Source organism: Photorhabdus temperata (assembly GCF_025384845.1).
Taxonomy (GTDB): domain Bacteria; phylum Pseudomonadota; class Gammaproteobacteria; order Enterobacterales; family Enterobacteriaceae; genus Photorhabdus; species Photorhabdus temperata.
This window is the reverse complement of the sequence record NZ_JAJAFX010000013.1, coordinates 74277-96660: the sequence shown is the minus strand read 5'-3', so window position 1 is coordinate 96660 and position 22384 is coordinate 74277. Positions and strand designations below refer to the sequence as shown.

18 protein-coding genes and 1 pseudogene are annotated in these 22384 nt (G+C 42.6%); 11 read left to right on the top strand and 8 right to left on the bottom strand.

Annotated features, from left to right (window positions below; genetic code table 11):
• Positions 1–82: 82 nt before the first annotated feature.
• Both LGZ99_RS07275 and LGZ99_RS07270 read left to right on the top strand, forming a co-directional pair.
• On the top strand, positions 83–1024 hold the full coding sequence (locus LGZ99_RS07275; protein ID WP_021326110.1) for a Kdo(2)-lipid IV(A) acyltransferase: 942 nt from the start codon (positions 83–85) through the stop codon (positions 1022–1024).
• A gap of 590 nt (positions 1025–1614) precedes the next feature.
• The gene (locus LGZ99_RS07270) at positions 1615–3153 is read left to right on the top strand and encodes a peptide MFS transporter (RefSeq protein WP_023045126.1); all 1539 of its coding nucleotides are present in this window, start codon (positions 1615–1617) and stop codon (positions 3151–3153) included.
• Here LGZ99_RS07270 and LGZ99_RS07265 read toward each other — a convergent pair.
• From LGZ99_RS07265 to LGZ99_RS07250, 4 genes and pseudogenes are all read right to left on the bottom strand, one after another.
• Positions 3147–3359, bottom strand: a complete 213-nt coding sequence (locus LGZ99_RS07265; RefSeq protein WP_327078673.1) for a helix-turn-helix transcriptional regulator — start codon at positions 3357–3359, stop codon at positions 3147–3149. The genes LGZ99_RS07270 and LGZ99_RS07265 overlap by 7 nt on opposite strands.
• Positions 3360–3362: 3 nt before the next feature.
• Positions 3363–3479: pseudogene (locus tag LGZ99_RS07260) on the bottom strand (tRNA-binding protein); the annotation flags it as partial.
• Positions 3480–3668: 189 nt separating this feature from the next.
• Positions 3669–4202, bottom strand: a complete 534-nt coding sequence (locus LGZ99_RS07255) for a hypothetical protein (RefSeq protein WP_021325958.1) — start codon at positions 4200–4202, stop codon at positions 3669–3671.
• Between the two features lie 223 nt (positions 4203–4425).
• Positions 4426–5259 carry a MurR/RpiR family transcriptional regulator gene (locus tag LGZ99_RS07250; RefSeq protein ID WP_262978992.1) on the bottom strand — a complete coding sequence of 278 codons (834 nt, stop codon included), beginning with the start codon at positions 5257–5259 and terminating at the stop codon, positions 4426–4428.
• 302 nt (positions 5260–5561) lie between these two features.
• Here LGZ99_RS07250 and LGZ99_RS07245 point away from each other — a divergent pair, with 302 nt between their 5' ends.
• The 9 genes from LGZ99_RS07245 to LGZ99_RS07205 all read left to right on the top strand — a co-directional run bounded on the left by LGZ99_RS07245 (position 5562) and on the right by LGZ99_RS07205 (position 18662).
• Positions 5562–7073 (top strand): CoA-acylating methylmalonate-semialdehyde dehydrogenase, encoded by a 1512-nt coding sequence (locus LGZ99_RS07245; protein ID WP_023045123.1) that lies wholly within the window; start codon positions 5562–5564, stop codon positions 7071–7073.
• Positions 7074–7088: 15 nt separating this feature from the next.
• Positions 7089–9023 (top strand): 3D-(3,5/4)-trihydroxycyclohexane-1,2-dione acylhydrolase (decyclizing), encoded by a 1935-nt coding sequence (gene iolD, locus LGZ99_RS07240; protein ID WP_036840451.1) that lies wholly within the window; start codon positions 7089–7091, stop codon positions 9021–9023.
• Positions 9024–9384: 361 nt separating this feature from the next.
• Positions 9385–10371 (top strand): inositol 2-dehydrogenase, encoded by a 987-nt coding sequence (gene iolG, locus LGZ99_RS07235; RefSeq protein WP_036840450.1) that lies wholly within the window; start codon positions 9385–9387, stop codon positions 10369–10371.
• Positions 10372–10489: 118 nt separating this feature from the next.
• A complete protein-coding gene (locus LGZ99_RS07230; RefSeq protein ID WP_036840448.1) occupies positions 10490–12160 on the top strand; it encodes a solute:sodium symporter family transporter in 1671 nt (556 codons plus the stop codon).
• A 347-nt stretch (positions 12161–12507) separates the two neighbouring features.
• Positions 12508–13641 carry a Gfo/Idh/MocA family protein gene (locus LGZ99_RS07225; RefSeq protein WP_036840468.1) on the top strand — a complete coding sequence of 378 codons (1134 nt, stop codon included), beginning with the start codon at positions 12508–12510 and terminating at the stop codon, positions 13639–13641.
• A 75-nt stretch (positions 13642–13716) separates the two neighbouring features.
• Positions 13717–15621: a bifunctional 5-dehydro-2-deoxygluconokinase/5-dehydro-2-deoxyphosphogluconate aldolase gene (locus LGZ99_RS07220; RefSeq protein WP_036840447.1), complete on the top strand. Its 1905-nt coding sequence runs from the start codon at positions 13717–13719 to the stop codon at positions 15619–15621.
• Positions 15622–15660: 39 nt separating this feature from the next.
• The gene (iolE, locus tag LGZ99_RS07215; RefSeq protein ID WP_036840446.1) at positions 15661–16551 is read left to right on the top strand and encodes a myo-inosose-2 dehydratase; all 891 of its coding nucleotides are present in this window, start codon (positions 15661–15663) and stop codon (positions 16549–16551) included.
• A 38-nt stretch (positions 16552–16589) separates the two neighbouring features.
• On the top strand, positions 16590–17417 hold the full coding sequence (gene iolB / locus LGZ99_RS07210) for a 5-deoxy-glucuronate isomerase (protein ID WP_036840444.1): 828 nt from the start codon (positions 16590–16592) through the stop codon (positions 17415–17417).
• 447 nt (positions 17418–17864) lie between these two features.
• Positions 17865–18662, top strand: coding sequence for a PhzF family phenazine biosynthesis protein (locus LGZ99_RS07205; RefSeq protein ID WP_036840443.1), 798 nt, complete (start codon positions 17865–17867; stop codon positions 18660–18662).
• Between the two features lie 497 nt (positions 18663–19159).
• Here the strand turns inward: LGZ99_RS07205 and LGZ99_RS07200 are convergent, their stop codons facing one another.
• The 4 genes from LGZ99_RS07200 to LGZ99_RS07185 form a co-directional block, all read right to left on the bottom strand.
• A complete protein-coding gene (locus LGZ99_RS07200) occupies positions 19160–19717 on the bottom strand; it encodes a flavoprotein (protein WP_021325950.1) in 558 nt (185 codons plus the stop codon).
• Between the two features lie 82 nt (positions 19718–19799).
• Positions 19800–20264, bottom strand: a complete 465-nt coding sequence (locus tag LGZ99_RS07195) for a group II truncated hemoglobin (RefSeq protein WP_023045114.1) — start codon at positions 20262–20264, stop codon at positions 19800–19802.
• A 62-nt stretch (positions 20265–20326) separates the two neighbouring features.
• Entirely contained in the window at positions 20327–21187 is an 861-nt protein-coding gene (locus tag LGZ99_RS07190; protein ID WP_262978991.1) for a GNAT family N-acetyltransferase, read from the bottom strand.
• Between the two features lie 55 nt (positions 21188–21242).
• Positions 21243–22379 (bottom strand): acyl-CoA dehydrogenase family protein, encoded by a 1137-nt coding sequence (locus LGZ99_RS07185; protein ID WP_021325948.1) that lies wholly within the window; start codon positions 22377–22379, stop codon positions 21243–21245.
• Positions 22380–22384 lie beyond the last annotated feature (5 nt).

The following is a 22384-nucleotide window of genomic DNA, read 5'->3' as shown; positions in this document are numbered from 1 at the left end:
CTTCGATATCCCGTCAAAAAGTGTCACAATAGGCGAATCGTTTTGTCCATCTTATTTGGAACCATAAATAACCTGAGAATCCATGATACACGCACCTTCTTTTCAACGCTCATTGCTTCATCCCCGTTATTGGCTTACCTGGTTTGGTATCAGCCTGCTTTACTTGCTGGTCCTGCTCCCCTACCCCATTATTTATTGGATAGGCACCCGTCTGGGCAGATTCTCCATGCGCTTTCTGAAAAAACGCACCAGAATTGCCGAAAGAAATCTTGAGCTATGTTTTCCGGATATGTCTCAAGAGAAACGCAGTGAGCTGCTAATAAAAAACTTCGAATCCGTCGGAATGGGGATATTTGAAACAGGTATAGCCTGGTTTTGGCCGGACTGGCGGGTAGAACGCTGGTTTAAAGTTACCGGGCGGGAAAATATCCAGAAAATCCAGGCTCGCGAACAAGGAATTATTGTTATTGGTATTCATTTCCTGACACTGGAACTGGGTGCCCGAATTCTCGGTTTACTCAATCCGGGAATTGGTGTTTATCGCCCAAATGATAATCCGGTTATGGATTGGTTACAAACATGGGGACGACTGCGCTCCAACAAATATATGCTGGATAGGAAAGATGTCAAAGGCATGATCCGCTGCCTGAAAAATGGTGAAATCGTCTGGTACGCGCCCGATCATGATTACGGACCACGAAATAGCGTATTCGCGCCACTATTTGCAGTAGAACATGCCGCAACAACCACAGGCACCTCTATACTTGCGCGTCTCGCTGATCCGGCAATGATCCCATTTACCCCCCGCCGTCTGCCTGGCGGAAAAGGTTATGAGTTAATTATTCAACCCGCGGTAGATGGGTTCCCTAAAGATGATGAAGTGAAAGCAGCAGCTTTTATGAACAAAGTCGTGGAACAGGAGATCTTACAGGCTCCTGATCAATATATGTGGCTACATCGTCGCTTTAAAACCCGGCCTAATGGTCAGCCTTCTCTGTACGGGCAGTCTGACAAAGTCCATTAAATATCATTAACGGCTGTTTCTTCATCTAAGAAACGGCCATAATGACTTTCACATACAGCCTAATAATCCATTATTTTATGCCAATATTGATATTGTACCTTTTAATTTAATTTATTACCGAGGTTTATATAAAAAATATAAAATAAAGTGACTAAATAAACACGAAGCTAACAATCAAATAACTGTACTTTTTTAGCTTTCATTATCACTCTCAATATCTGGCTGCTGAAAATATTATTTATATCTGATAGCTATTACTTAATTTATTACTCTAAAATCTTTTTATTTAAAAAACATGAAAAACATAAATAAGTCAATAGTCCTCATCACCACTTTAATCAACCAGTGATAAGAAATGAGATTTCTGTCGAACTTTACTATGAAAAATGGAATATAAAGTAGGAAATATTCAGTTTGTTAATAAAATTAGCCGAAAAGTATGTTAGAAATATATTAATAAGACAGGACGTCATTTAATAAAAAAACGTGGCTTTTTGGTTTACTCTAAACCAAAGCTGAAAGAGCTTTTTAACAGCTTGATTTGTTGCACACACGACACTCCTGGAGTGCAGTATTATAGGAAAACTTAGATGCAATCCTCCATTAACAACACAAAAAACCGAACCTTTTTCGGACATCCTTATCCATTAAGTTCCCTGTTTTTCACCGAAATGTGGGAGCGTTTCTCTTATTACGGTATTCGCCCACTACTGATCTTGTTTATGGCAGCCTCCATCTATGATGGAGGCATGGGCATTCCCCGTGAACAAGCCGCTGCTATCGTCGGTATTTTCGCCGGGAGTGTTTATCTGACTGCCCTACCTGGCGGCTGGCTGGCGGATAACTGGTTGGGTCAACGTCAAGCAGTCTGGTATGGTTCGATCATTATTGCATTAGGGCATCTGTCTATCGCTCTCTCCGCTTTTTTAAGTCATTATTTGTTCTTTATTGGCTTATTACTGATCGTATTAGGTACAGGATTGTTTAAAACCTGTGTCACCGTTATGGTCGGAACTCTGTATAAAAAAGATGATCCACGTCGTGATGGTGGTTTTTCCCTATTTTATATGGGAATTAATATCGGTTCCTTCATTGCTCCTCTGACTACAGGCTTGCTGGTTCGTGATTATGGCTGGCATTGGGGTTTTGGTATCGGAGGATTGGGAATGCTGGTTGCCCTATTGATATTCCGTTTCTACGCGATCCCTTTGATGCGCCAATATGATAAAGAAGGTGGTCTGGATTCAAGCTGGGACCACCCTACAGTGAAGCGTGAAAACGTCGGCAAATGGGTCTTTACCACTGTTATTGCTATCATTGCTATTATTGCTCTGCTAATCCTTGGTGTAATTCCATTCAATCCGGTAGCCGTAGCCAGCGCAATGGTCTATGTGATCTCATCCTGTGTAACACTTTACTTTGCCTATTTGTTCCTGTTTGCCGGCTTAAGCAATAGTGACCGCTCGCGCCTGCTGGTCTGTTTTATCCTGCTGGTATCTGCTGCATTCTTCTGGTCTGCATTCGAGCAAATGCCAACGTCATTCAACCTGTTCGCCAATGATTATACTAACCGTATAGTGATGGGGTTTGAGATCCCGACAGTATGGTTCCAATCAATTAACGCGCTGTTTATTATCCTGCTGGCCCCGGTATTCAGTTGGTTCTGGCCCAGATTGGCAAAAAACAATATCAACCCGAGTAGTATCAGTAAATTCATTATTGGTATTCTGTTAGCTGCCGGTGGTTTTGGCGTGATGATTCTGGCTGCGCAAAATGTGCTGGCAACCGGTGAAACCGTTTCTCCTTTCTGGCTGGTATCAAGTTCTCTGTTTCTAACACTCGGTGAGCTGTGCCTTAGCCCGATTGGCCTTGCCACTGTGACGCTGCTGGCGCCATCCCGAATGCGTGGTCAGGTAATGGGCTTGTGGTTCTGCGCAAATGCACTGGGTAATCTGGCTGCTGGCCTGATTGGTGGACATGTTCGTGCGGATCAACTGGACAGCCTGCCTGATCTGTTCTCCCGCGTCTCTCTGGCCCTGGTGATTTGTGCAGCCGTGCTGGTAGTGTTAATTGTGCCCATTCGCCGCCTGCTTAATAATGCCGATAAATTAGAAGTGAAAACTCAATAATGCTGACTAAATGCAAAGGTAAAAGCTGACTGGGAAGCATAGCCAGAAAGAAAAGCAATATCAGTCAAAGGCTTATAACTGTTAACCAATAAATTATAAGCAAGTTTCATCCGGCATGTTTTCAAATAAGCCATTGGGCTCATGCCGGTTGCAATAAAAAGTTTGCGGTGCAAAGTGCTGGCAGATACCGCGCAAATATCGGCCATATCCACCACCGCACCATTTTCATCGACACTGCCGGTTAATAATACCTCTGATTTGACACCCGCGATCCGCTTTGGTGGAAAATTACACACGCAAAGAACCTGACGGCCAATTAATTGCTCCAACCCGCATGTCGACTTTTTCAAAATCAGCCCACTCGATCTGTTCCATGTCTTTCTCCACTCAGTATGAAATCATTATATTCACATGACCGTAGAGGAAATTCTTTCGAAAGGCTGTCAACAATTATCGACAAGCTGCTTTTTCCGGTAACTCATTCAATTCACTATTCAAATAGCTTTGAATAGTGATCATTTCTTATCAAAAAAGTTACGTCTGGTTATTCCACCGTTCTGTTCTATTCGTTTGAGCCGTTCAGCTCGCTCCATATCCCGCAGAACTGGGTCATGGAATTCATGATTAAATCCTCTATTGACCCCATAATTAAATCGTTCATTATTTTGCCAGCTCTCGGCATATCTTTTTGTCTCTTCAGCCTGATCCTGCCAGTATTCAGCCCGTCTTTCTATTTCTTCAGCCCGTCTTTCCTGTTCCCATTTTTTCATAAGTTCATTATTCTGCCAGCGTTCAGCATATCTTTTAGCTTCTTCATCTTGTTTTTCCTGCCCTCGTTTTTCCTGTTCCCTTTTTTTCACAAGTTCATTATCCGCAGCCAGTTTATCCACATTCAAATGGTTGGACTCAAGATTTTCCCTCTGCTTCATATATTCTGCCGATGGCTTATTGTCTGCCGGAATATCACTTTTATAATGGAAATTTAAAGCAAATGCCTGGAAAGAAATTGCAGATAAAATGACAAAAATATAATGCGTTCCTTTAATCATCGTATGATCCCTCTTTAAAACCATAACTCCAAACAATTATTAAATGATTATTGTCAATAAGAATCAACAACATTTACGTATAAAAAGTCAGTTATCAATATCAGGTTTACATTTTATTTAAACTGGGATTTTTCCACTAACCTGGTAGAAATTAACCCGCCGGTATCTGCGGGTTAATAGTCATTAGCATGTTCATCAGGAATACAAAATTATCATTTCAAAATTAAATAGTGTTTCCTTGCCGATAAGCCAGAGCAACTGCCAAAGATTGCACTAAACACAACGTTGCAGACAGGGAACGAAATGCATCCACCTGTGCTTCTTTAACCACAAAACAGACATCACTAAAACTGGCAAGAGGGCTAATCTGACTATCAGTAATCACTATCTGTTTTGCCCCTGCCTCCGCCGCCCTCTCACTGATCATCAGCGTTTCTTCCGCATAAGGGGTAAAGCTGATTGAAACGACAACATCTTCTTGCCCAATTAAGTTAATCTGCTCCCTGAACATCCCCCCCAAACCATCCACTAATAATGGACGGCATTCCAGATGACTCAATGCATAAGAAAGATAAACCGCCACACTAAAAGAACGGCGCAGCCCAATAATGTAGATATTCTTAGCCTGAGCCAATAAATCTACCGCGTTTTTTAAATCTTCAGGGGCTGTTCGGGTAGCCAGCTGTTGCATAGCCTGCACATTTGAACGGGCAAATTCCTGCAAAATATGTTGTGGATCTTCCAGCGGCTCCTGCCCACCATCCAATTCCCTGAACAATCGGGCTCTGTCGGCATAACTGGCAGTTTCTTCTACCATATGCACACGAAATAGCTGTTTCATTTCATTAAAACCACTGAAATTAAACGCATTAGCAAAACGAATTAGTGTTGATGGAGGAACATCAGCTTCTCTGGCTATCACAGCAACAGTATCAAAAGCCACACTATTAGTATTATCCAGCACATATCGGGCTACTTGTTGCAAGCGTTTACTCAATTCACTATAGCGTGAACGAACTTGTTCTTGAAATTCACTCAAATTCAATGCTACAGACATAAATCCCCCATAAAATTTATTGCCGGTGATTGTAATAGTTTTACCCTATAAGATGAATCATATTTCATTCTTATAGCTGAAAATGAAATAAATAATCTATTAATTACAACGATTTATTATTGTCATAATATTGATTAACAACTAATTAGTCACCTAATTACCTGTTATTCATAAACATTACTCCGATCACACTAATCGCTTATTGTTCTAAATGCGATTGAAAATGAAATAAATATTTCATATATCTATTACCAAGGTTTCTGATTCAGTACAAACATTAAAATCTGTAAGAGAGGCTCAGAATGGAACAAGTAAAGAATTATGTTAGCGGGCAACTCATTCCTAGTCACAGCACCCGTTTTTCTCCTGTTTTCAATCCAGCAACGGGAAAACAGATACGTCAGGTAGCACTAAGCACAGCTAATGAGGTTGAACAGGCAATTGAAATTGCTCATCAGGCTTACCGCGGATGGTCTAAAATTTCACCGCTTAAACGCGCCCGTGTGATGTTCCAGTTCAAAACATTGCTGGAAGCCAATATAGACAAATTAGCGCGATTGATTTCAGAAGAACATGGAAAAATCTACTCAGATGCCATCGGTGAATTAACCCGTGGCCTAGAAGTTGTTGAATTTGCCTGCGGCATTCCTCATTTGCAAAAGGGTGAACATTCCGCTAATACCGGAACAGGCATTGATAGCCACTCATTGATGCAGCCTTTAGGTGTTTGTGCGGGTATTACCCCTTTCAACTTCCCGGCAATGGTTCCCATGTGGATGTTCCCCATCGCGCTGGCTACAGGGAACACTTTCGTATTGAAGCCTTCAGAAAAAGATCCTTCTGTTGCTGTTGAATTAGCACTGCTGCTTAAACAAGCCGGTTTACCCGATGGTGTATTTAATGTTGTCAACGGGGATAAAGAGGCCGTCGATGTCCTGCTGACTGATCCGAGAGTCCAGGCCGTTAGCTTTGTTGGTTCTACCCCCATTGCCGAATACATCTATACGACCGCCTCTGCACATGGGAAACGCTGTCAGGCACTGGGAGGGGCAAAAAACCACTGTATTCTCATGCCGGATGCTGACCTTGATATGGCTTGTCACGCAATTATGGGCGCCGCTTTCGGAGCAGCAGGTGAACGTTGCATGGCACTGTCTGTTGTACTGGCGGTTGGGGATGAAACCGCCGATGCTCTGATTGCAAAACTACATCAGCAGATCAGCAAAATGTCTGTCGGACCCGCTATTAATGAAGGCAAAGAAAATGATATGGGTCCGGTTATCTCGGCCCAACACAAAACCAAAATCTGTGACTATATTGCCAGTGGCGAAAAACAAGGGGCCAGCCTATTGATCGATGGCCGTCAACTCAACGTTCCCGGTTATGAAAATGGCTATTTTATCGGCCCGACGCTGTTTGATAACGTCACGCCAGAGATGAAAATATATCAGGAAGAGATTTTCGGCCCGGTCCTAGCCATTGTTCGTGTACCTGATTATGCCACCGCACTCACGTTAATTAATCACCATCAGTATGGTAACGGTACCGCCATATTCACCTGCGATGGAGAAACCGCCCGCCAATTCAGCGAAGATGTACAGGCCGGTATGGTCGGCATTAATGTCCCAATTCCGGTGCCTATGGCATTCCACAGCTTTGGCGGCTGGAAACGTTCGATTTTTGGTCCACTTAACGTTCATGGCAATGACGGTGTTCGTTTCTACACCCGCATGAAAACAGTCACCAGCCGTTGGCCGGAAAGTATCAGGTTAGAACATCATTCCAGCAGTTTTATCATGCCAACAATGGAATAAAGGGAGCTCTGTGAAATGAACAAATCAACAATGACAACCGCTCAGGCATTGGTGAAATTTCTGAATCAACAATATGTGGAAGTAGATGGTGAACAATACCCCTTCATCAGAGGCGTTTTTACCATTTTCGGTCATGGTAATGTTGTCGGATTAGGGCAAGCACTGGAGCAAGATCCCGGTCACTTAACAATTTACCAGGGATGCAATGAACAAGGCATGGCTCATATCGCAACCGGTTTTGCTAAACAGAAAAAACGCAAACAGATTTTCGCCGTGACCTCATCTGTCGGCCCTGGCTCCGCCAATATGGTAACGGCCGCAGCAACCGCCACAGCTAACCGGATCCCTCTGTTGCTATTACCTGGTGATCTATTCGCCTGCCGCCAGCCTGATCCGGTCTTACAACAAGTTGAACAATTCCATGACTATACCATCAGCACAAATGACTGCTTCCGCCCTGTTTCCCGTTACTGGGATCGTATCTCCAGGCCAGAACAACTTATGAGCGCGATGATTAATGCTATGCGGGTTCTGACCGACCCCGCTGATACAGGCGCTGTCACAATTTGTCTGCCGCAGGATGTTCAAGGCGAAATTTGGGATTTTCCGGATTATTTCTTCCAAAAACGGCTTCATCGTATTGAACGCCGCCCGGCATCTGTCGCCATGATCAACGATGCGGTGACATTAATCAGCCGCAAGAAAAAACCCTTGTTAATCTGCGGTGGCGGCGTGCGCTATTCAGAAGCACATGACGCTTTCCGTCAGTTAGCAGAAAACTTCAATATCCCTTTTGCTGAAACACAGGCAGGTAAAAGTGCAGTGGTTGCCGACCATCCACTTAATTGTGGTGGTTTAGGAACAACAGGCGGTCTTGCAGCAAACCTGATAGCCAAAGAAGCCGATTTGATTATTGGTGTCGGCACCCGGTTTACTGATTTCACAACTGCATCCAAATCCCTGTTTCAGAATCCAGATGTTGAATTTCTCACTATCAACGTAGCGGAATTCGACGCCTGTAAACTGGATGCGCTTCCTGTCGTGGCAGATGCCCGGGCAGGATTAAATGCTATTGCAGAGCAGCTTATTCAATCGGGTTATCATAGTAGTTATCAAGATGAAATTCCTCAGGCGCGAGCAGTGTGGCGAAAAGAGTTAAATCGTCTGTTAGAAGTGCAGTATCAGGAAGGTTTTACTCCAGAAATCCCCGGTCATCTTGATGATAAATTGGAAGAGTACAGCCAAACATTACAAACCCGCCTGACACAAACCAGGGTATTGGGATTACTGGATAAACACCTTGAACCCGAAGCGATTATTGTTGGTGCAGCGGGTTCCCTACCCGGCGACTTACAGCGGGTATGGCAACCTAAACAACCGGATACCTACCATCTTGAGTATGGCTATTCTTGTATGGGCTATGAGATAGCCGCGGCTATTGGCGCTAAACTCGCCTGCCCTGACCAACCCGTTTATGCCATAGCGGGTGATGGCTCTTATATGATGCTTCATTCGGAGCTGCAAACCGCAGTACAGGAAAATATCAAGATCACCGTATTGCTGTTTGATAACGCGGGATTCGGCTGTATCAACAACCTGCAAATGAGCCAAGGGATGGGCAGTTTTGGCACAGAAAACCGTTACCGGAACCCAGAAAGTGGTTACATGGATGGAAAACTGATTAAAGTCGATTTTGCCAAAAATGCAGAAAGCTACGGCTGCAAAAGTTACAGCGTTCACGATGAACAGCAACTGTTTTACGCATTACAGGAAGCCAGAAAACAGACCATACCCGTGTTGATAGATATTAAAGTGCTGCCTAAAACCATGACACATGGCTATGAATCATGGTGGCGAATAGGAACGGCACAGGTAGCCGAGAATCCAGCTATAGAATCTGCATCAAAGAAAATAAAGGAGATGGTTGTAACCAAAATACGTCAGTATTAAAAAAAAGTTGATGGCCTGCCTTTTGGCAGGCCACTTTTTCTAATGACTTCCGATACTATTTTTGAAATTTTTATTTCGAAAGTGAATTGCTTTATCTTTTTATTCAATCTTTATTGTTAAGCGTAGCAATGACTTAATCAAATCGATATTTTCATTTGTTTTTAAAGGAAAAATAGTTTATTCCGGCCAGTATAAATCTTACTTTACGTGATCTGTTTAACACAAATTTAATATTATGATTACAAAATGCTATCCGGCACACAAAAATATAATTTCCAAATATAGTTAAATTGAAATAAATGTTTTATTTGATATATTCCTGAATATCCCAACAGCAGTACCCAGGTATCAAGGAGCATCTATGTTTAACATTGCATTATTTGGCGCCGGACGTATTGGTCAGGTACATGCGGCGAATATCGCGAATCATAAAGAAACCTGCCTTTATTCCGTTGTCGATCCGAACCCAGAGAGTGCTGAATCTTTAGCACGGAAATACCAGACAAAAGTACAAGCCATTGAACAGGCAATATCTGATCCGGAAGTTCATGGTGTTCTTATTGCTTCAGCGACGGACACCCATGCAGATCTCATCGAACTCGCAGCAAAGCATCACAAAAAAATCTTCTGTGAAAAACCGGTTCACCTTGATATTGAACGTGTTCATCACTGCCTTGAAACTGTTAAACAGTATCAAGTCCCCTTATTTATTGGCTTTAACCGTCGCTACGATCCGCAATTCCGCCGGTTAAAAACACTGTTTGACACCGGCACGATAGGAAAAGCTGAATCTCTATTGATTACTTCCCGTGATCCCTCTCCTCCCTCTGCTGAATACGTCAAAGTCTCTGGTGGAATGTTCCGGGATATGACAATACATGACTTCGATATGGCACGTTTTATTATCGGTGAAGAGCCATGCTCAATATATGCCCAAGGCAGTAATCTGGTTGATCCGGCAATTGGGCAAGCCGGTGATATCGACACCGCCTTTATCATTATGAAATTCCCATCAGGGGCAATGGCAGCCATTACTAACAGCCGCCGCTCCGGTTATGGCTATGACCAGCGGATTGAACTACATGGTGAAAAAGGATTACTTAGTGCCGGCAACATCAAAGAAAACAGTGTTGAACTCTGGGAAAACACCGGCTGTTTAGCAGCCAGACCTGAGCACTTCTTCCTGCAACGTTACCGGGAAGCCTATATTGCTGAATGGGATCATTTCGTCAATGTCATGGCTGACCGTGCCACACCAGAATGCAGCGGTTTTGACGGCGAACAGGCACTCTATCTGGCAGATAAAGCACTTGAATCCCTGCATTCCGGTAAAGAAATCAAATTATAAAACAGGCCCACACCTGAATAACTGACTCACAATTTATTTTCACCATAAAAACGGGAAAACACCCTTTCCCGTTAGCACATTGCTGCCTGAAAACCGTAAATCAGGCGTGGAGGATAGTATGCTCGCTTTTCTCTCATTTATCGGATTTACCTTATTAGTCGCTGGTTTTGCTTATTACAAAACACATAATTCCCGTCTGACAGAATCTACTGAGGGTTATTTTCTTGGTGGTCGTTCTCTCACCGGTATTTATATCGGTAGTTCTATGTTGCTGATGAACCTTTCTACAGAACATTTAGTCGGTTTGAATGGTCTAGCCTTCCGAACCGGATTTATCGTCATGGCCTGGGAAGTCATAGCCGCTATTACTATTGTTTTATTTGCTCTTTATTTCCTACCTAAATATCTGAAACTCGGCATTTCAACCATTCCGGAATATCTTGAACGCCGGTTTGACAAAAATACCCTGCTTATTACCTCAATACTATTCCTAGCTATGTATGTCATTTCACTGCTGCCAATTGTACTGTATACCGGTGCGATCGCATTGGAAAGTCTATTCCAGGTTTCAAATGTATTCAGTGTCGATAAAACCACAGCATTATGGATTATGGTTTGGGGCGTCGGTGGATTAGGTGCTATTTACGCTATTTTTGGTGGTATTAAAGCGATTGCAGTCGCGGATACTATTAACGGAGTCGGCTTAATCGTTGGCGGATTAATGGTAACAATTTTTGCCCTGCTCTATGTCGGCAGTGGCAATGCCTGGCAAGGATTAGTTGAGGTTTACCAGGCTAACCCTGATAAATTTAACTCTATTGGCAGTGAAGATTCGCTGGTTCCTTTCTCCACATTATTTACTGGCTTAATTATTTCCAATATGTTTTTCTGGTGTACCAATCAATCAATCGTTCAGAAAGCCCTTGGTGCAAAAAATCTGGCTGAAGGGCAAAAAGGCGTCATGTTATGTGCCTTCTTTAAACTCATTATTCCATCCATTATTATTCTGCCAGGCATTATTGCATTCCATATTTTCAAAGGACAAATAGACAACCCGGATAATGCCTATCCACAATTGGTACATCTGGTTCTGCCTGAAATATTAGTTGGCTTTTTTGCGGCTGTCGTTGTCGGTGCCGTATTCTCCACGTTCAGTGGCGGACTTAATTCATCTGTCACACTTTTTATCGTTAATATCTACAGGCAACGAATCAACCAAAAAGCAACCGAGGCTCAAACAATCGCTGTCAGTAAATATCTGGGACTTGGATTAGCTTTAACAACCATGATTGTTGCTCCATTAGTTGCTAATGCGCCGGATGGCCTGTTCTATCTTATACAACAATTACAGGGAATTTTTAACGCTCCAATTCTCAGTGTGGTATTGGTCGGTTTGATGACTAAACGTGTGCCTCCTATTGCCGCTAAACTCGGCCTGTTATTCGGTATGTCCGCTTATATTATTTGTAACTTCATTTTAAAAATTGACCTGCATTTCTTTCATTTGGTCGGTATTTTATTTGCCCTCAATGTTATTTTTATGCTGGCTATTGGCTACTTCTTCCCAGCCAAACCATTTGAAGATGTTTATACCGAGCAGGTAGATATTACACCGTGGTCTATGGTGAAACCTATTGCATGGTTAATTGTTCTGGGATCGATCTCTATGTACGTATTTCTCGCACATCATGTTCCCACAATAATAATGATTATTTATTATCTGGTGGCTGCATTAATACTGCTTTATGTATTCTATAAAATGGGTAGTACTCTGTTTAAGAAACAATAGAAAAATCTCTTCCCTGCAATAAAGGGAAGAGATGACTTAATTAAAGCCACAAACAGACTTTCCATATACACCAAAGTAAAGATGAAATAAACATTTCATCCATCCCCTTATTTTTATCCTTTATCCTTGGATAATGTGCAACTTATTAAAAAATTAACTATATATAACGCTATGTTACTTAAAAAATCCTGATCAGATCACAAATTGAAATTAATATTCCCAATTACATTGAATTTGAAATAAATATTTCATATAACGATTGTGCGACAACAACCAGGGTTAACAAACACTCAAGAACCTACTGCGCACAACAAACGGTTTGTCAGCTTTAATTCGGAGAAACAATGATGAAAGAGATTCGTATCGGATTAATCGGTACTGGTTACATCGGGCGGGCACATGCAATTGCTTATGCACAAGCGCCGACTGTTTTCCCTCTGGCTGGCAGACTCGTTCGTGAAATGGTGGCGGAAGTGACTACTGAACTTGCAGCAAAACGATCTGAAGCATTCGGTTTCCGGCGCTTTACCGATAATTGGCACGAATTGGTGGCAGATCCTGATATTGATGTTGTCGATATCTGCTCCCCCAATTTCCTTCATAAAGAGATGGCGCTCGAAGCGATCAAACACGGCAAACATGTTTATTGCGAAAAACCGCTGGCACTCAATTCAACTGATGCAAAATTAATGGCCGAAGCAGCCAAAAAAGCCGGCGTGAAAACCCTGGTAGGTTTTAACTATATGAAAAACCCCACGGCACAACTGGCTAAAGAGATCATTTCAAATGGTGAAATCGGTGAAGTCGTTCATTTTTACGGCACGCATAACGAAGATTATATGGCTGACCCACTCACACCTATTCACTGGCACTGTTTCAAAGATAAAGCTGGATTAGGTGCATTAAGTGATCTTGCTGCTCATATCATCAATATGGCGCAATATCTGGTCGGTGATATTCAAACTGTTTGCGGGGATATGGAAATCGTCGTTAAAAAACGCCCGGAAGAAACAGGTTCCGACATCATGGTAACGGTAGAAAACGAAGATCAAGCGCATACAATGGTGCGCTTCAACAGCGGGGCAATGGGTATTATTGAAACTTCCCGTGTTGCCTGTGGCCGAAAAATGGGATTGAACTACGTCATCACCGGAACAAAAGGTGCTTTGAGTTTCACGCAGGAAAGAATGGCTGAATTAAAACTTTACCGCCACGATGAACCTGCAAACCGCCAAGGTTTTAAAACTATTCTTGTCGGCCCGGAACACCCCGATTACGCGTCATTCTGCAACGGCGCAGGTCATGGCATCGGCTTCAATGATCAAAAAACAGTGGAAATCAGGGACCTGATTAACGGCATCGCTAACAATCAAGCGATGTGGCCCAATTTCACCGAAGGCTGGAAAGTCTCGCGCATTCTGGATGCTATTGCCCATTCTTATAAAGAACAACGTTGGGTGGATATCACTGAAATTAATTAATTTCTCTTATTAACGTTCCACTATCGAAGCACACCATAGCAACACTTGATGTTGTACTCAATAAGGAGTTGTTCAATGGATCAGCCAAAAAAGTTTGATGTTATCTGTATGGGAAGAATAGCTGTTGACCTGTATGGTCAACAAATTGGGGCTCGACTGGAAGACATGGGAAGTTTTGCAAAATATCTTGGTGGCTCTTCCGGTAACGTTGCCTATAGTACTGCCCGTCAGGGACTTAAATCTTCCATGCTGGCCAGAATCGGTGATGAACATATGGGGCGTTTCCTCCGGGAAGAGTTACAACGTGTTGGCTGCGATACCAGCCATCTAATCACTGACAAAGAGCGTCTTACTGCGCTGGTGCTGCTGGGGATCAAAAATAAAACAACCTTTCCGCTGATCTTCTATCGTGACAACTGCGCCGATATGGCAATTACCCGTGATGATTTCAGCGAAGAATACATTGCATCAGCCCGTTGCCTGGCAATTACCGGGACGCACCTTTCTCATCCGAATACCCGCGATGCAGTTTTGACTGCCCTTAACTACGCCCGCCGTCATGGTGTGAAAACGGTTATCGACATTGATTATCGCCCTGTACTTTGGGGGCTGACTTCTCTGGGAGATGGTGAAACCCGTTATATCGAATCAGCACAGGTAACAACTCAGTTACAGGAAGTGTTATCGCTGTTTGACCTGATTGTTGGAACGGAAGAAGAGTTCCATATTGCAGGTGGCTCCACCGATACCATTGAAGCACTACGCAATATCCGTAAGCAGACTTCGGCTGAACTGGTCTGCAAACGTGGAGCACTGGGATGTTCTGTTTTTACCGCTGAAATCCCTGATCATCTGGATGATGGCATTACCGTACAGGGAGTTCAGATTGATGTTCTCAATGTGCTGGGTGCGGGGGATGCTTTTATGTCTGGCCTGTTGCGGGGCTATCTTAATGACGAAGGCTGGGAAAAAACCTGTACCTATGCGAATGCCTGTGGTGCATTAGTCGTTTCCCGTCATGGATGTGCTCCGGCCATGCCAGATAAAAAAGAGCTTGATAACTATCTGTCACGAGCCAATCAGGTGCTACGCCCTGATTTGGATGAAACACTGAATCACCTTCACCGTATTGGCGCCCGTAAAAATCAGTGGGATGAATTATGTGTGATGGCATTTGACCACCGTACCCAATTTATCGAAATGGCCCGTCAAGCAGATGCCAGTATCAAGCGCATTCCATTATTAAAACAACTTTTACTGCGCGCCAGCCGGGAAGTTGCCGCAGAAGCAGGATTACAAGGAAAAGCGGGTCTGTTATGTGACAGCACTTTTGGTCAGGATGTTTTGAATGAAATGACTGGTCAGGGTTGGTGGATAGGCCGGCCAATAGAACTACCTGGTTCCCGCCCGCTCTGTCTGGAACATGGCTGCATCGGCTCCCAACTTATCGACTGGCCGCTGGAACACATCGTCAAATGTCTGGTGTTTTTTCACCCAGAAGATGCTCATCCGCTTCGCCTGGCACAAGAGAAAAAAATTCAGAAAATCTATGCCGCATGCTGTAAATCCGGCCATGAACTTTTGCTGGAAGTAATTTTCCCTGCGGAAATGGAACATTCAGATGAATACTATATTCGTGCACTCAAACGCTTTTATAACCTCGGTATTAAACCGGATTGGTGGAAACTTCCTCCTCTCAACGCCGATAGCTGGGACAAGATTAACCATTTAATCCAGCAACGGGATCTATATTGCCGCGGCGTAGTTATTCTTGGTCTTGACGCTCCACAGGAAGAACTAAAAGCGGGTTTCAATGCCGCGGCTGGAAAATCTATCGTCAAAGGTTTTACTGTCGGAAGAACCCTGTTCGGCCAGCCATCTCTACAGTGGCTAAAAAATGAAATTGATGATAACGAACTGATTCAACAGATAAAAACTAACTATCACAACCTGATTAGTTTGTGGCGTCAGCGCGGATAGGAACATAACAAAATTATTTCATCTTACAGGAGATTCATCATGACTGTGCAACTTGGTATCAACCCTCTGACCTGGACCAATGACGACTTACCCACCCTCGGCGCAGAAACACCTCTGGAAACCTGCTTAACTGAAGGCCGTCAGGCAGGCTTTACCGGTTTTGAACTGGGCAATAAATTCCCTCGTCAGGCCAGCATATTAGGCCCAATTCTTGCCGCACACGATCTAAAACTGGTATCCGGTTGGTACTCCGGCGAATTGCTTACCCGTTCGGTAGCAGAAGAGATTAAAGCAGTACACTCTCACCTGACGCTGTTACGCGAACTGGGGGCTAATGTGATGGTATTTGCTGAAGTGACAAATTGTATTCACGGCGATCAAAGCAAACCGGTTCATCTTCGTCCTCAATTTCCTGCTGATCGCTGGCAAGAATATGGTGAGAAACTGACTGAATTTGCTCGTTACACTCAAGAACAAGGGGTTCAGATTGCTTATCACCATCATATGGGAACCGTCATTGAAACTGCGGAAGATATTGATTATCTGATGGAAAATACCGGAGATGAAGTTGGATTGTTGCTGGATACCGGCCATCTGACATTTGCTGGCGCTGATCCATTGGTAGTCGCAGAACGCTGGGCGGAACGCATCAACCATGTTCACTGTAAAGATATTCGCCTTGATGTACTCAAAGATGTGAAAAACCGCAAAACCAGTTTTCTAGATGCTGTACTGAGTGGCATATTTACCGTACCGGGAGACGGTTGTATTGATTATCCGTCAATTTTTCAGGTACTGAAAAAACACCACTATCAAGGCTGGCTGGTGGTTGAAGCAGAACAAGATCCTGCCGTTGCTCATCCACTCACCTACGCAACGATGGGTTATAACAATTTACGCAAATTTGCCAGAGATGCCGGGTTGTTTTAAGACTTGATTCACGCAAAAGCAATGCTGAGGTAGGTAATATGACCAAATTACTATCAAAATATCATGCACCGGATCGGAATAAACGAACTCAACATATCACACCGGAATCTGCAAACTGGAAATATGTCCACTTTGATGTTTATGAGTTAACTAAAGGTGAGAAAATCACACTACCGGCATCAGAAAATGAAACCTGTCTGGTGCTGGTGGCAGGAAAAGCCACGGTTATCACGCCACATCAAAAATTTGAACATATTGGTGATCGCATGGAGCCATTTGAACGCAAAAAGCCCTATGCCGTCTATATCACCGCTGGTGAATCTGTTGACATTATTGCCGATACGGCTCTCGAACTGGCGGTGTGTCAGGCTCCGGGTAAAGGAAGCTACCCGACTCGCCTGATTACACCGCAAAATATTGATGCAGAAAAACGAGGGAGCGGCTGCAACCAACGCTATGTTCACAATATCCTACCGGATAACAAACCTGCTGATAGCTTATTAGTGGTCGAAGTCTTTACCGACGAAGGCTGCACCAGCTCCTATCCCAGCCATAAACACGATACGGACAATGAACCACAGGAAACCTATCTGGAGGAAACCTATTACCATCGCCTGAATCCATCACAGGGATTCTGTATGCAACGAGTCTATACCGATGACTATTCACTGGATGAATCAATGGCGGTTTATAACAAAGATGTGGTCATTGTTCCCAAAGGCTATCACCCCGTGGCAACCATTGCTGGTTATAACAACTACTATCTCAATGTAATGGCAGGGCCAACCCGCAAGTGGCTATTCACCTGGGAGAAAGACCATCAATGGGTTAACAGTGAAGAATATGCTTACAAGCACAAGAAATAATCCATATCGAGCAAAATTAACTTTTTCTAGCGCGCTCAATTGGGCGCGCTGCTGCCTGTACGGCAGTGCACCAAAGCAGTGCGGGATGTTGTACCGGCTTCATTTTCTAAGCTGCCTGTACGGCAGTGAACTTGTTAGATATTAGCTTTAATCTATTGATTATCAAAGAGCATAATAACAAAAAGTAGAAAAACCCTTTTTATAAGGGCTCATAAATTTATCAAATAAATCAATAAATTATAACTATCCGCAAAAAAAGGGTCAAAAATAGGATCCGTATCCGGTTAACACAACAATATCCAATATTTCTGTACATGGCTAAATATCTCAAAACCAAAAAGCTAATTTCCCTTTCTATTACATATAGTTGCTATAAACTAGCAGGTAATTTTCAAATAAGTCTATCAACATTCTTTTCGTACCTAACCCTGTTTATAAGGAATATAAATGACTTCACTACCCATCTATCAAGTTGATGCATTCACAGATAGTCAATTTTCTGGCAACCCTGCCGCTGTCGTTATATTAGATAATTGGCTTCCAGATGACGCTCTATTATCCATTGCGATGGAAGTCAATCTCTCCGAAACTGCTTTTTTAGTTGATAACCACTTGCGTTGGTTTACGCCTAAAGTTGAAGTGGATTTATGCGGACACGCAACACTGGCGACAGCTTTCGTTATGGCTGAACATCTATCCGTTACTGATAATCCTATTGTATTTCAAACTCGTGTCGGTATTATCACCGTCTCTCATGAGAATAGTGTTTACACGCTTGATTTACCTAAAGCTACCTACAAAAAAGAGCCCACTTTGCAAACAAATATTGAAAATGCATTGGGTCAAAAAATATCCGAACTTTTTGTCTCTCACAACCGCTATATTTGTTTACTCGAAACCGCAGAACAAATTCTAAATACAAACCCTGATTTTGACAAAATAGCCGCCTTACCTTTACCTGGAGTTGCCATAACAGCCCCAGGAGGAGAACAAATTGACTTTGTTTCCAGATATTTTGCACCCGCAAAAGGTGTGCCAGAAGATCCAGTAACTGGCTCATCACATTGTGTACTGGTGCCATTTTGGAGTAGTCGTTTAAATAAACAGCGGTTGTATGCTCGCCAGTTATCAGAACGAGGTGGGGACATTATGTGTGAATTACGCGAAGATCGCGTTCATTTGTCAGGAAAAGCCAAATTATTTTCCTATGGGCATATCGTCCTTGATATCCCAGCGATCTCTTGAGATAAAAACCTCATAAGTATTATTAATGCAACATTAATTAAGAGAAAAAGAGTTCTGCTGATAAAACAAAACTCTTTTTTTCTGACTGCATGTATGACGGTACACATTTGTTACATACTCACCTTAACCTGCTTTACTCCTAAACATTTACCGTGCTGAAAGATACGGATAAATGTCCGTAGAATTTCAAAGTAGATAAAATACCTGAACAATGTAATTGAATATAACTACGATAAACTGAATAAAGATAATTAATCGAATACCGAATTCTCTAAGCCTGAAAATAGCTTATTATTCCCCTCAAGATATTGTGAGATAATCGGGGCTCTGCGAAAAAAACAAGCTGAGCCCCAGTATTATCAAATGAGCTGAATCCGATAAGCCGTATTTTCAGCATTTAGCCATGCAATTATTCCATATCTTTTGATACTACATTTGATTTGCAACAGGCTCGTTTATATCTTCCTAAATACCAAATTTATACTAAATCAGTATTCCTAATACAACTTACTTTTCAGTAATTCAATAAATCCTTCAATAGTTGGAAGAGAGGGATGACCCACCAACCGTTGCAAAGAGGCATCATAGTTTTCATGCCATACAGGCTCAACAACTTCATATCCATCATTCCGTAGTTGTTGAATATTTCTACGAACAGCGGACTTTTCCCACATAATCGCCCCCATAACCGGGAAAAAAAGTACCGGGAAATTTGCCGCTAAAATAACTGTTGTCAAGCGATTTGGGGCCGCCCCTTGGGCAACTGATGAAAGTGTATTGGCTGTTGCAGGTAACACCGCTAACAAATCATGGTCTGCCACAATACGAGAAGGCTTATCTGTTGACCAGCCAGCCGTTTTTTCTCCATAAATAACTCGATCAGCATACAACGCTAATGTTTCCGCAGGAAAAAAAAGCTCCGCATTCGGTGTCATTAAAACCGTTAATGTACAATTAATATTTTCTTTAATGGCCATTAAATATCTTGGAAGCAACATAATATCGACAGATCCTGTCACTCCAATCAAAATATTCTTTTTGCTTTCATTACTCATAATATTTTCCGAAAATCGTATCCAAACAAAAAATCGTTCCACTGAGTTTCTCGAAACCATCTTTAATGTGAAAATAAAAATATTATAATGTTCCAGGAGGTGCCTCTCCCCACCCCCATATCTTAATTACTTCACGTTTAGAAGAGGGGGCATTTCTTTGTGAATTTCTCTCAGCCCTACGAGCACCCCATTCTATATAGCTGGCAAAAGCCGATCGAAACTCTGGATCTGACGGCAAGTTAACCTCATCAGCACATTCCATCATTAATTTTACCCAGCGTTGACGCTGTTCAGGAGTAATATTTCTCCCTCGATGTTTTGATATCATTCCTTTGAATCCTCCTCGCTGCTGTGTATAAAGAGACTCACCTCCTAAAACCTCTTCCAGCCACATGGCAACATGCTCAGGATGCTCTGAAGACATGTGTTTAAACATTGGTGCTAACAGATCATCCTTTTCAACCTTAATATAGAAGGCCGTCATCAATTTCATAATAACTTCACGCCCTCCCATCCATTCAAATAATGTTGGTACATGTTCAGTCATTATATTTTCCCCAGATTTCATTCAGTTAAAACTCATCAGAATATATATTATTGAAAAATTACCTACCCCAGTTCCAGCGATGCAATGGATTTAATAGACTTATCATTCTGTTGGGGTGGGACTCCACGGTACATTCTAAACGTATAAAATATTTCACAAAGACCACAACTTGTAGCAAACTCAATAAAATCAGTGGCCATTTCAGGAATGTCAACGGTTATACGTGTTCCTACAGGAATTTCTGCTATCGCTGCATGGAACAAACTTTCCATTACACGTTCATTATCAGCATAAAAAGGACCTAATCGGTAGCCATCTGTAGACGCCCTAAGACCTAATACTCCATTGACTCCCTGAGAACCCATGCTCACAAACCCCTTTCGCCCATGATGGTAAAACCACCCCGAAAAGAGTCGAGAACGAACTATCCCAGTGCATTGAGTATCATATTGAATAACGTTGGATAATAAATTCTCATCCACCACAGTTATTTCCTCTGGACATGGGTACTTCCTTAAAATATTTCCTGAAAATCTTAATGTGCGATAATGAGTTTTGAACCCCCATTTTTCATAATTACTTTCCTGTGCAGGCATACCATCTAACCCTATGCACCGATTAGCCGCATGTTCAAATGCAGTGCTCCATACCTTTAGTCCTAATCCTAAACCCCGATATTCAGGGGAAACCAGATAGTGCCCTAAGTGTGCATAATTATCAGAATAATTTACAATCGACACTGCCGATATAGGTATGTCACCCAAATAACCCATAAAGAATCCGTTGGGATCGACATTAAAAAAATGCGTTACATCATTAACACCTATATCCCATTTTTCATTTTTCGCCCAATAAAGAACATTCTTCCATTGAGAAATATCGGCGCGATTAACTTTCCATTTTTCTCCGTAAGAACCAATCATATTAATTATCCAAAATAATTATTAATTAAATATTCCCATTAGGTAAAATAATCGCCTACAAGCCCATTGATTTACCAATCAATTCTTTAAGCACTTCACTACTACCACCATAAATAGTTTGCACTCGGCTATTAGCCCACGTTTTTCCAACAAAAGAAGAATTCATGTATCCAGCAGCACCATGTAACTGAAGACAGCGATCAGCTACTTTAATTTGTAGTTCAGTCGTCCAGAGTTTTACTCGGGCTGCATCAACAATACTCAGTGCGTTATCATTAAATTTACTCACCGCATCCTCAAGGTAAAGTCGTGCAATTTTCACCTCAGTATCAAGTTCAGCCAGAGTAAATTTGTTGTATTGAAATGAACCAATTGATTGTCCAAAAGCTTTGCGTTTCTTAACCCAATTAATTGTTTCTTTCAGTAAAATTTCTGAGCTTGCCACAGCAACAGTGGCGATACTCAACCGCTCTCGTGGCATCCCTAACATAAAATAGAAATTACCCATGTTTTCCCGACCAATCAGATTCGAAGCTGGTACTTCACAATTAGAAAAACAGAGATCCGCCGTATCACTCGCGTGCCAACCAATTTTTCTAAGCAGAGGACCACGGGTAAAACCTACAGTATCGCGCTCAATGACTAACAAACTTGTTCCTTGCCCACTTTGCGCCTCAGCAGTTCTCACTGCAACAAGAACCAAATCAGCATTAATTCCGTTGGTAATATAGGCCTTTCGACCATTAACAAGATAATGGTCACCACTTCGAACCGCAGTGGTCCCAAGTTCTGCAGAATTTGAACCACCACTGGGTTCTGTCACTGCAATAGCAGCAATTAATTTCCCACTACATAATCCCGGTAGCCAACGCTGACGCTGTTCCTCCGTACCATGAGCATCAATATAACTGGCAATAACATCATTATGAGAAATGATGACCGGAGCAGTCATACCTAGATCGATTAGCTCTTCTGTGAGAATCACTGCATATCGATAATCGCGACTTCCCCGTGCGTCAAACTCAGGACTAACGCCGATGCCAAGCAAACCAGCTTCACCTGCTTTACGCCAAAACGATCGCCCGATAATCCCTTGCTTCTCCCATTCCTCTAAATAAGGCACCGCTTCTAATTGCAAAAATTCCCGGCAAGATTGACGAAACGTTAACAGTTCCTCGGTTCCATACATCATTTAAA

Coding starts and splice junctions, on each gene's coding strand:
- LGZ99_RS07275 (WP_021326110.1), top strand. CDS start 83: ATGATACACGCACCTTCTTTTCAACGCTCATTGCTTCATCCCCGTTAT.
- LGZ99_RS07270 (WP_023045126.1), top strand. CDS start 1,615: ATGCAATCCTCCATTAACAACACAAAAAACCGAACCTTTTTCGGACAT.
- LGZ99_RS07265 (WP_327078673.1), bottom strand. CDS start 3,359: ATGGCCGATATTTGCGCGGTATCTGCCAGCACTTTGCACCGCAAACTT.
- LGZ99_RS07255 (WP_021325958.1), bottom strand. CDS start 4,202: ATGATTAAAGGAACGCATTATATTTTTGTCATTTTATCTGCAATTTCT.
- LGZ99_RS07250 (WP_262978992.1), bottom strand. CDS start 5,259: ATGTCTGTAGCATTGAATTTGAGTGAATTTCAAGAACAAGTTCGTTCA.
- LGZ99_RS07245 (WP_023045123.1), top strand. CDS start 5,562: ATGGAACAAGTAAAGAATTATGTTAGCGGGCAACTCATTCCTAGTCAC.
- iolD (WP_036840451.1), top strand. CDS start 7,089: ATGAACAAATCAACAATGACAACCGCTCAGGCATTGGTGAAATTTCTG.
- iolG (WP_036840450.1), top strand. CDS start 9,385: ATGTTTAACATTGCATTATTTGGCGCCGGACGTATTGGTCAGGTACAT.
- LGZ99_RS07230 (WP_036840448.1), top strand. CDS start 10,490: ATGCTCGCTTTTCTCTCATTTATCGGATTTACCTTATTAGTCGCTGGT.
- LGZ99_RS07225 (WP_036840468.1), top strand. CDS start 12,508: ATGAAAGAGATTCGTATCGGATTAATCGGTACTGGTTACATCGGGCGG.
- LGZ99_RS07220 (WP_036840447.1), top strand. CDS start 13,717: ATGGATCAGCCAAAAAAGTTTGATGTTATCTGTATGGGAAGAATAGCT.
- iolE (WP_036840446.1), top strand. CDS start 15,661: ATGACTGTGCAACTTGGTATCAACCCTCTGACCTGGACCAATGACGAC.
- iolB (WP_036840444.1), top strand. CDS start 16,590: ATGACCAAATTACTATCAAAATATCATGCACCGGATCGGAATAAACGA.
- LGZ99_RS07205 (WP_036840443.1), top strand. CDS start 17,865: ATGACTTCACTACCCATCTATCAAGTTGATGCATTCACAGATAGTCAA.
- LGZ99_RS07200 (WP_021325950.1), bottom strand. CDS start 19,717: ATGAGTAATGAAAGCAAAAAGAATATTTTGATTGGAGTGACAGGATCT.
- LGZ99_RS07195 (WP_023045114.1), bottom strand. CDS start 20,264: ATGACTGAACATGTACCAACATTATTTGAATGGATGGGAGGGCGTGAA.
- LGZ99_RS07190 (WP_262978991.1), bottom strand. CDS start 21,187: ATGATTGGTTCTTACGGAGAAAAATGGAAAGTTAATCGCGCCGATATT.
- LGZ99_RS07185 (WP_021325948.1), bottom strand. CDS start 22,379: ATGATGTATGGAACCGAGGAACTGTTAACGTTTCGTCAATCTTGCCGG.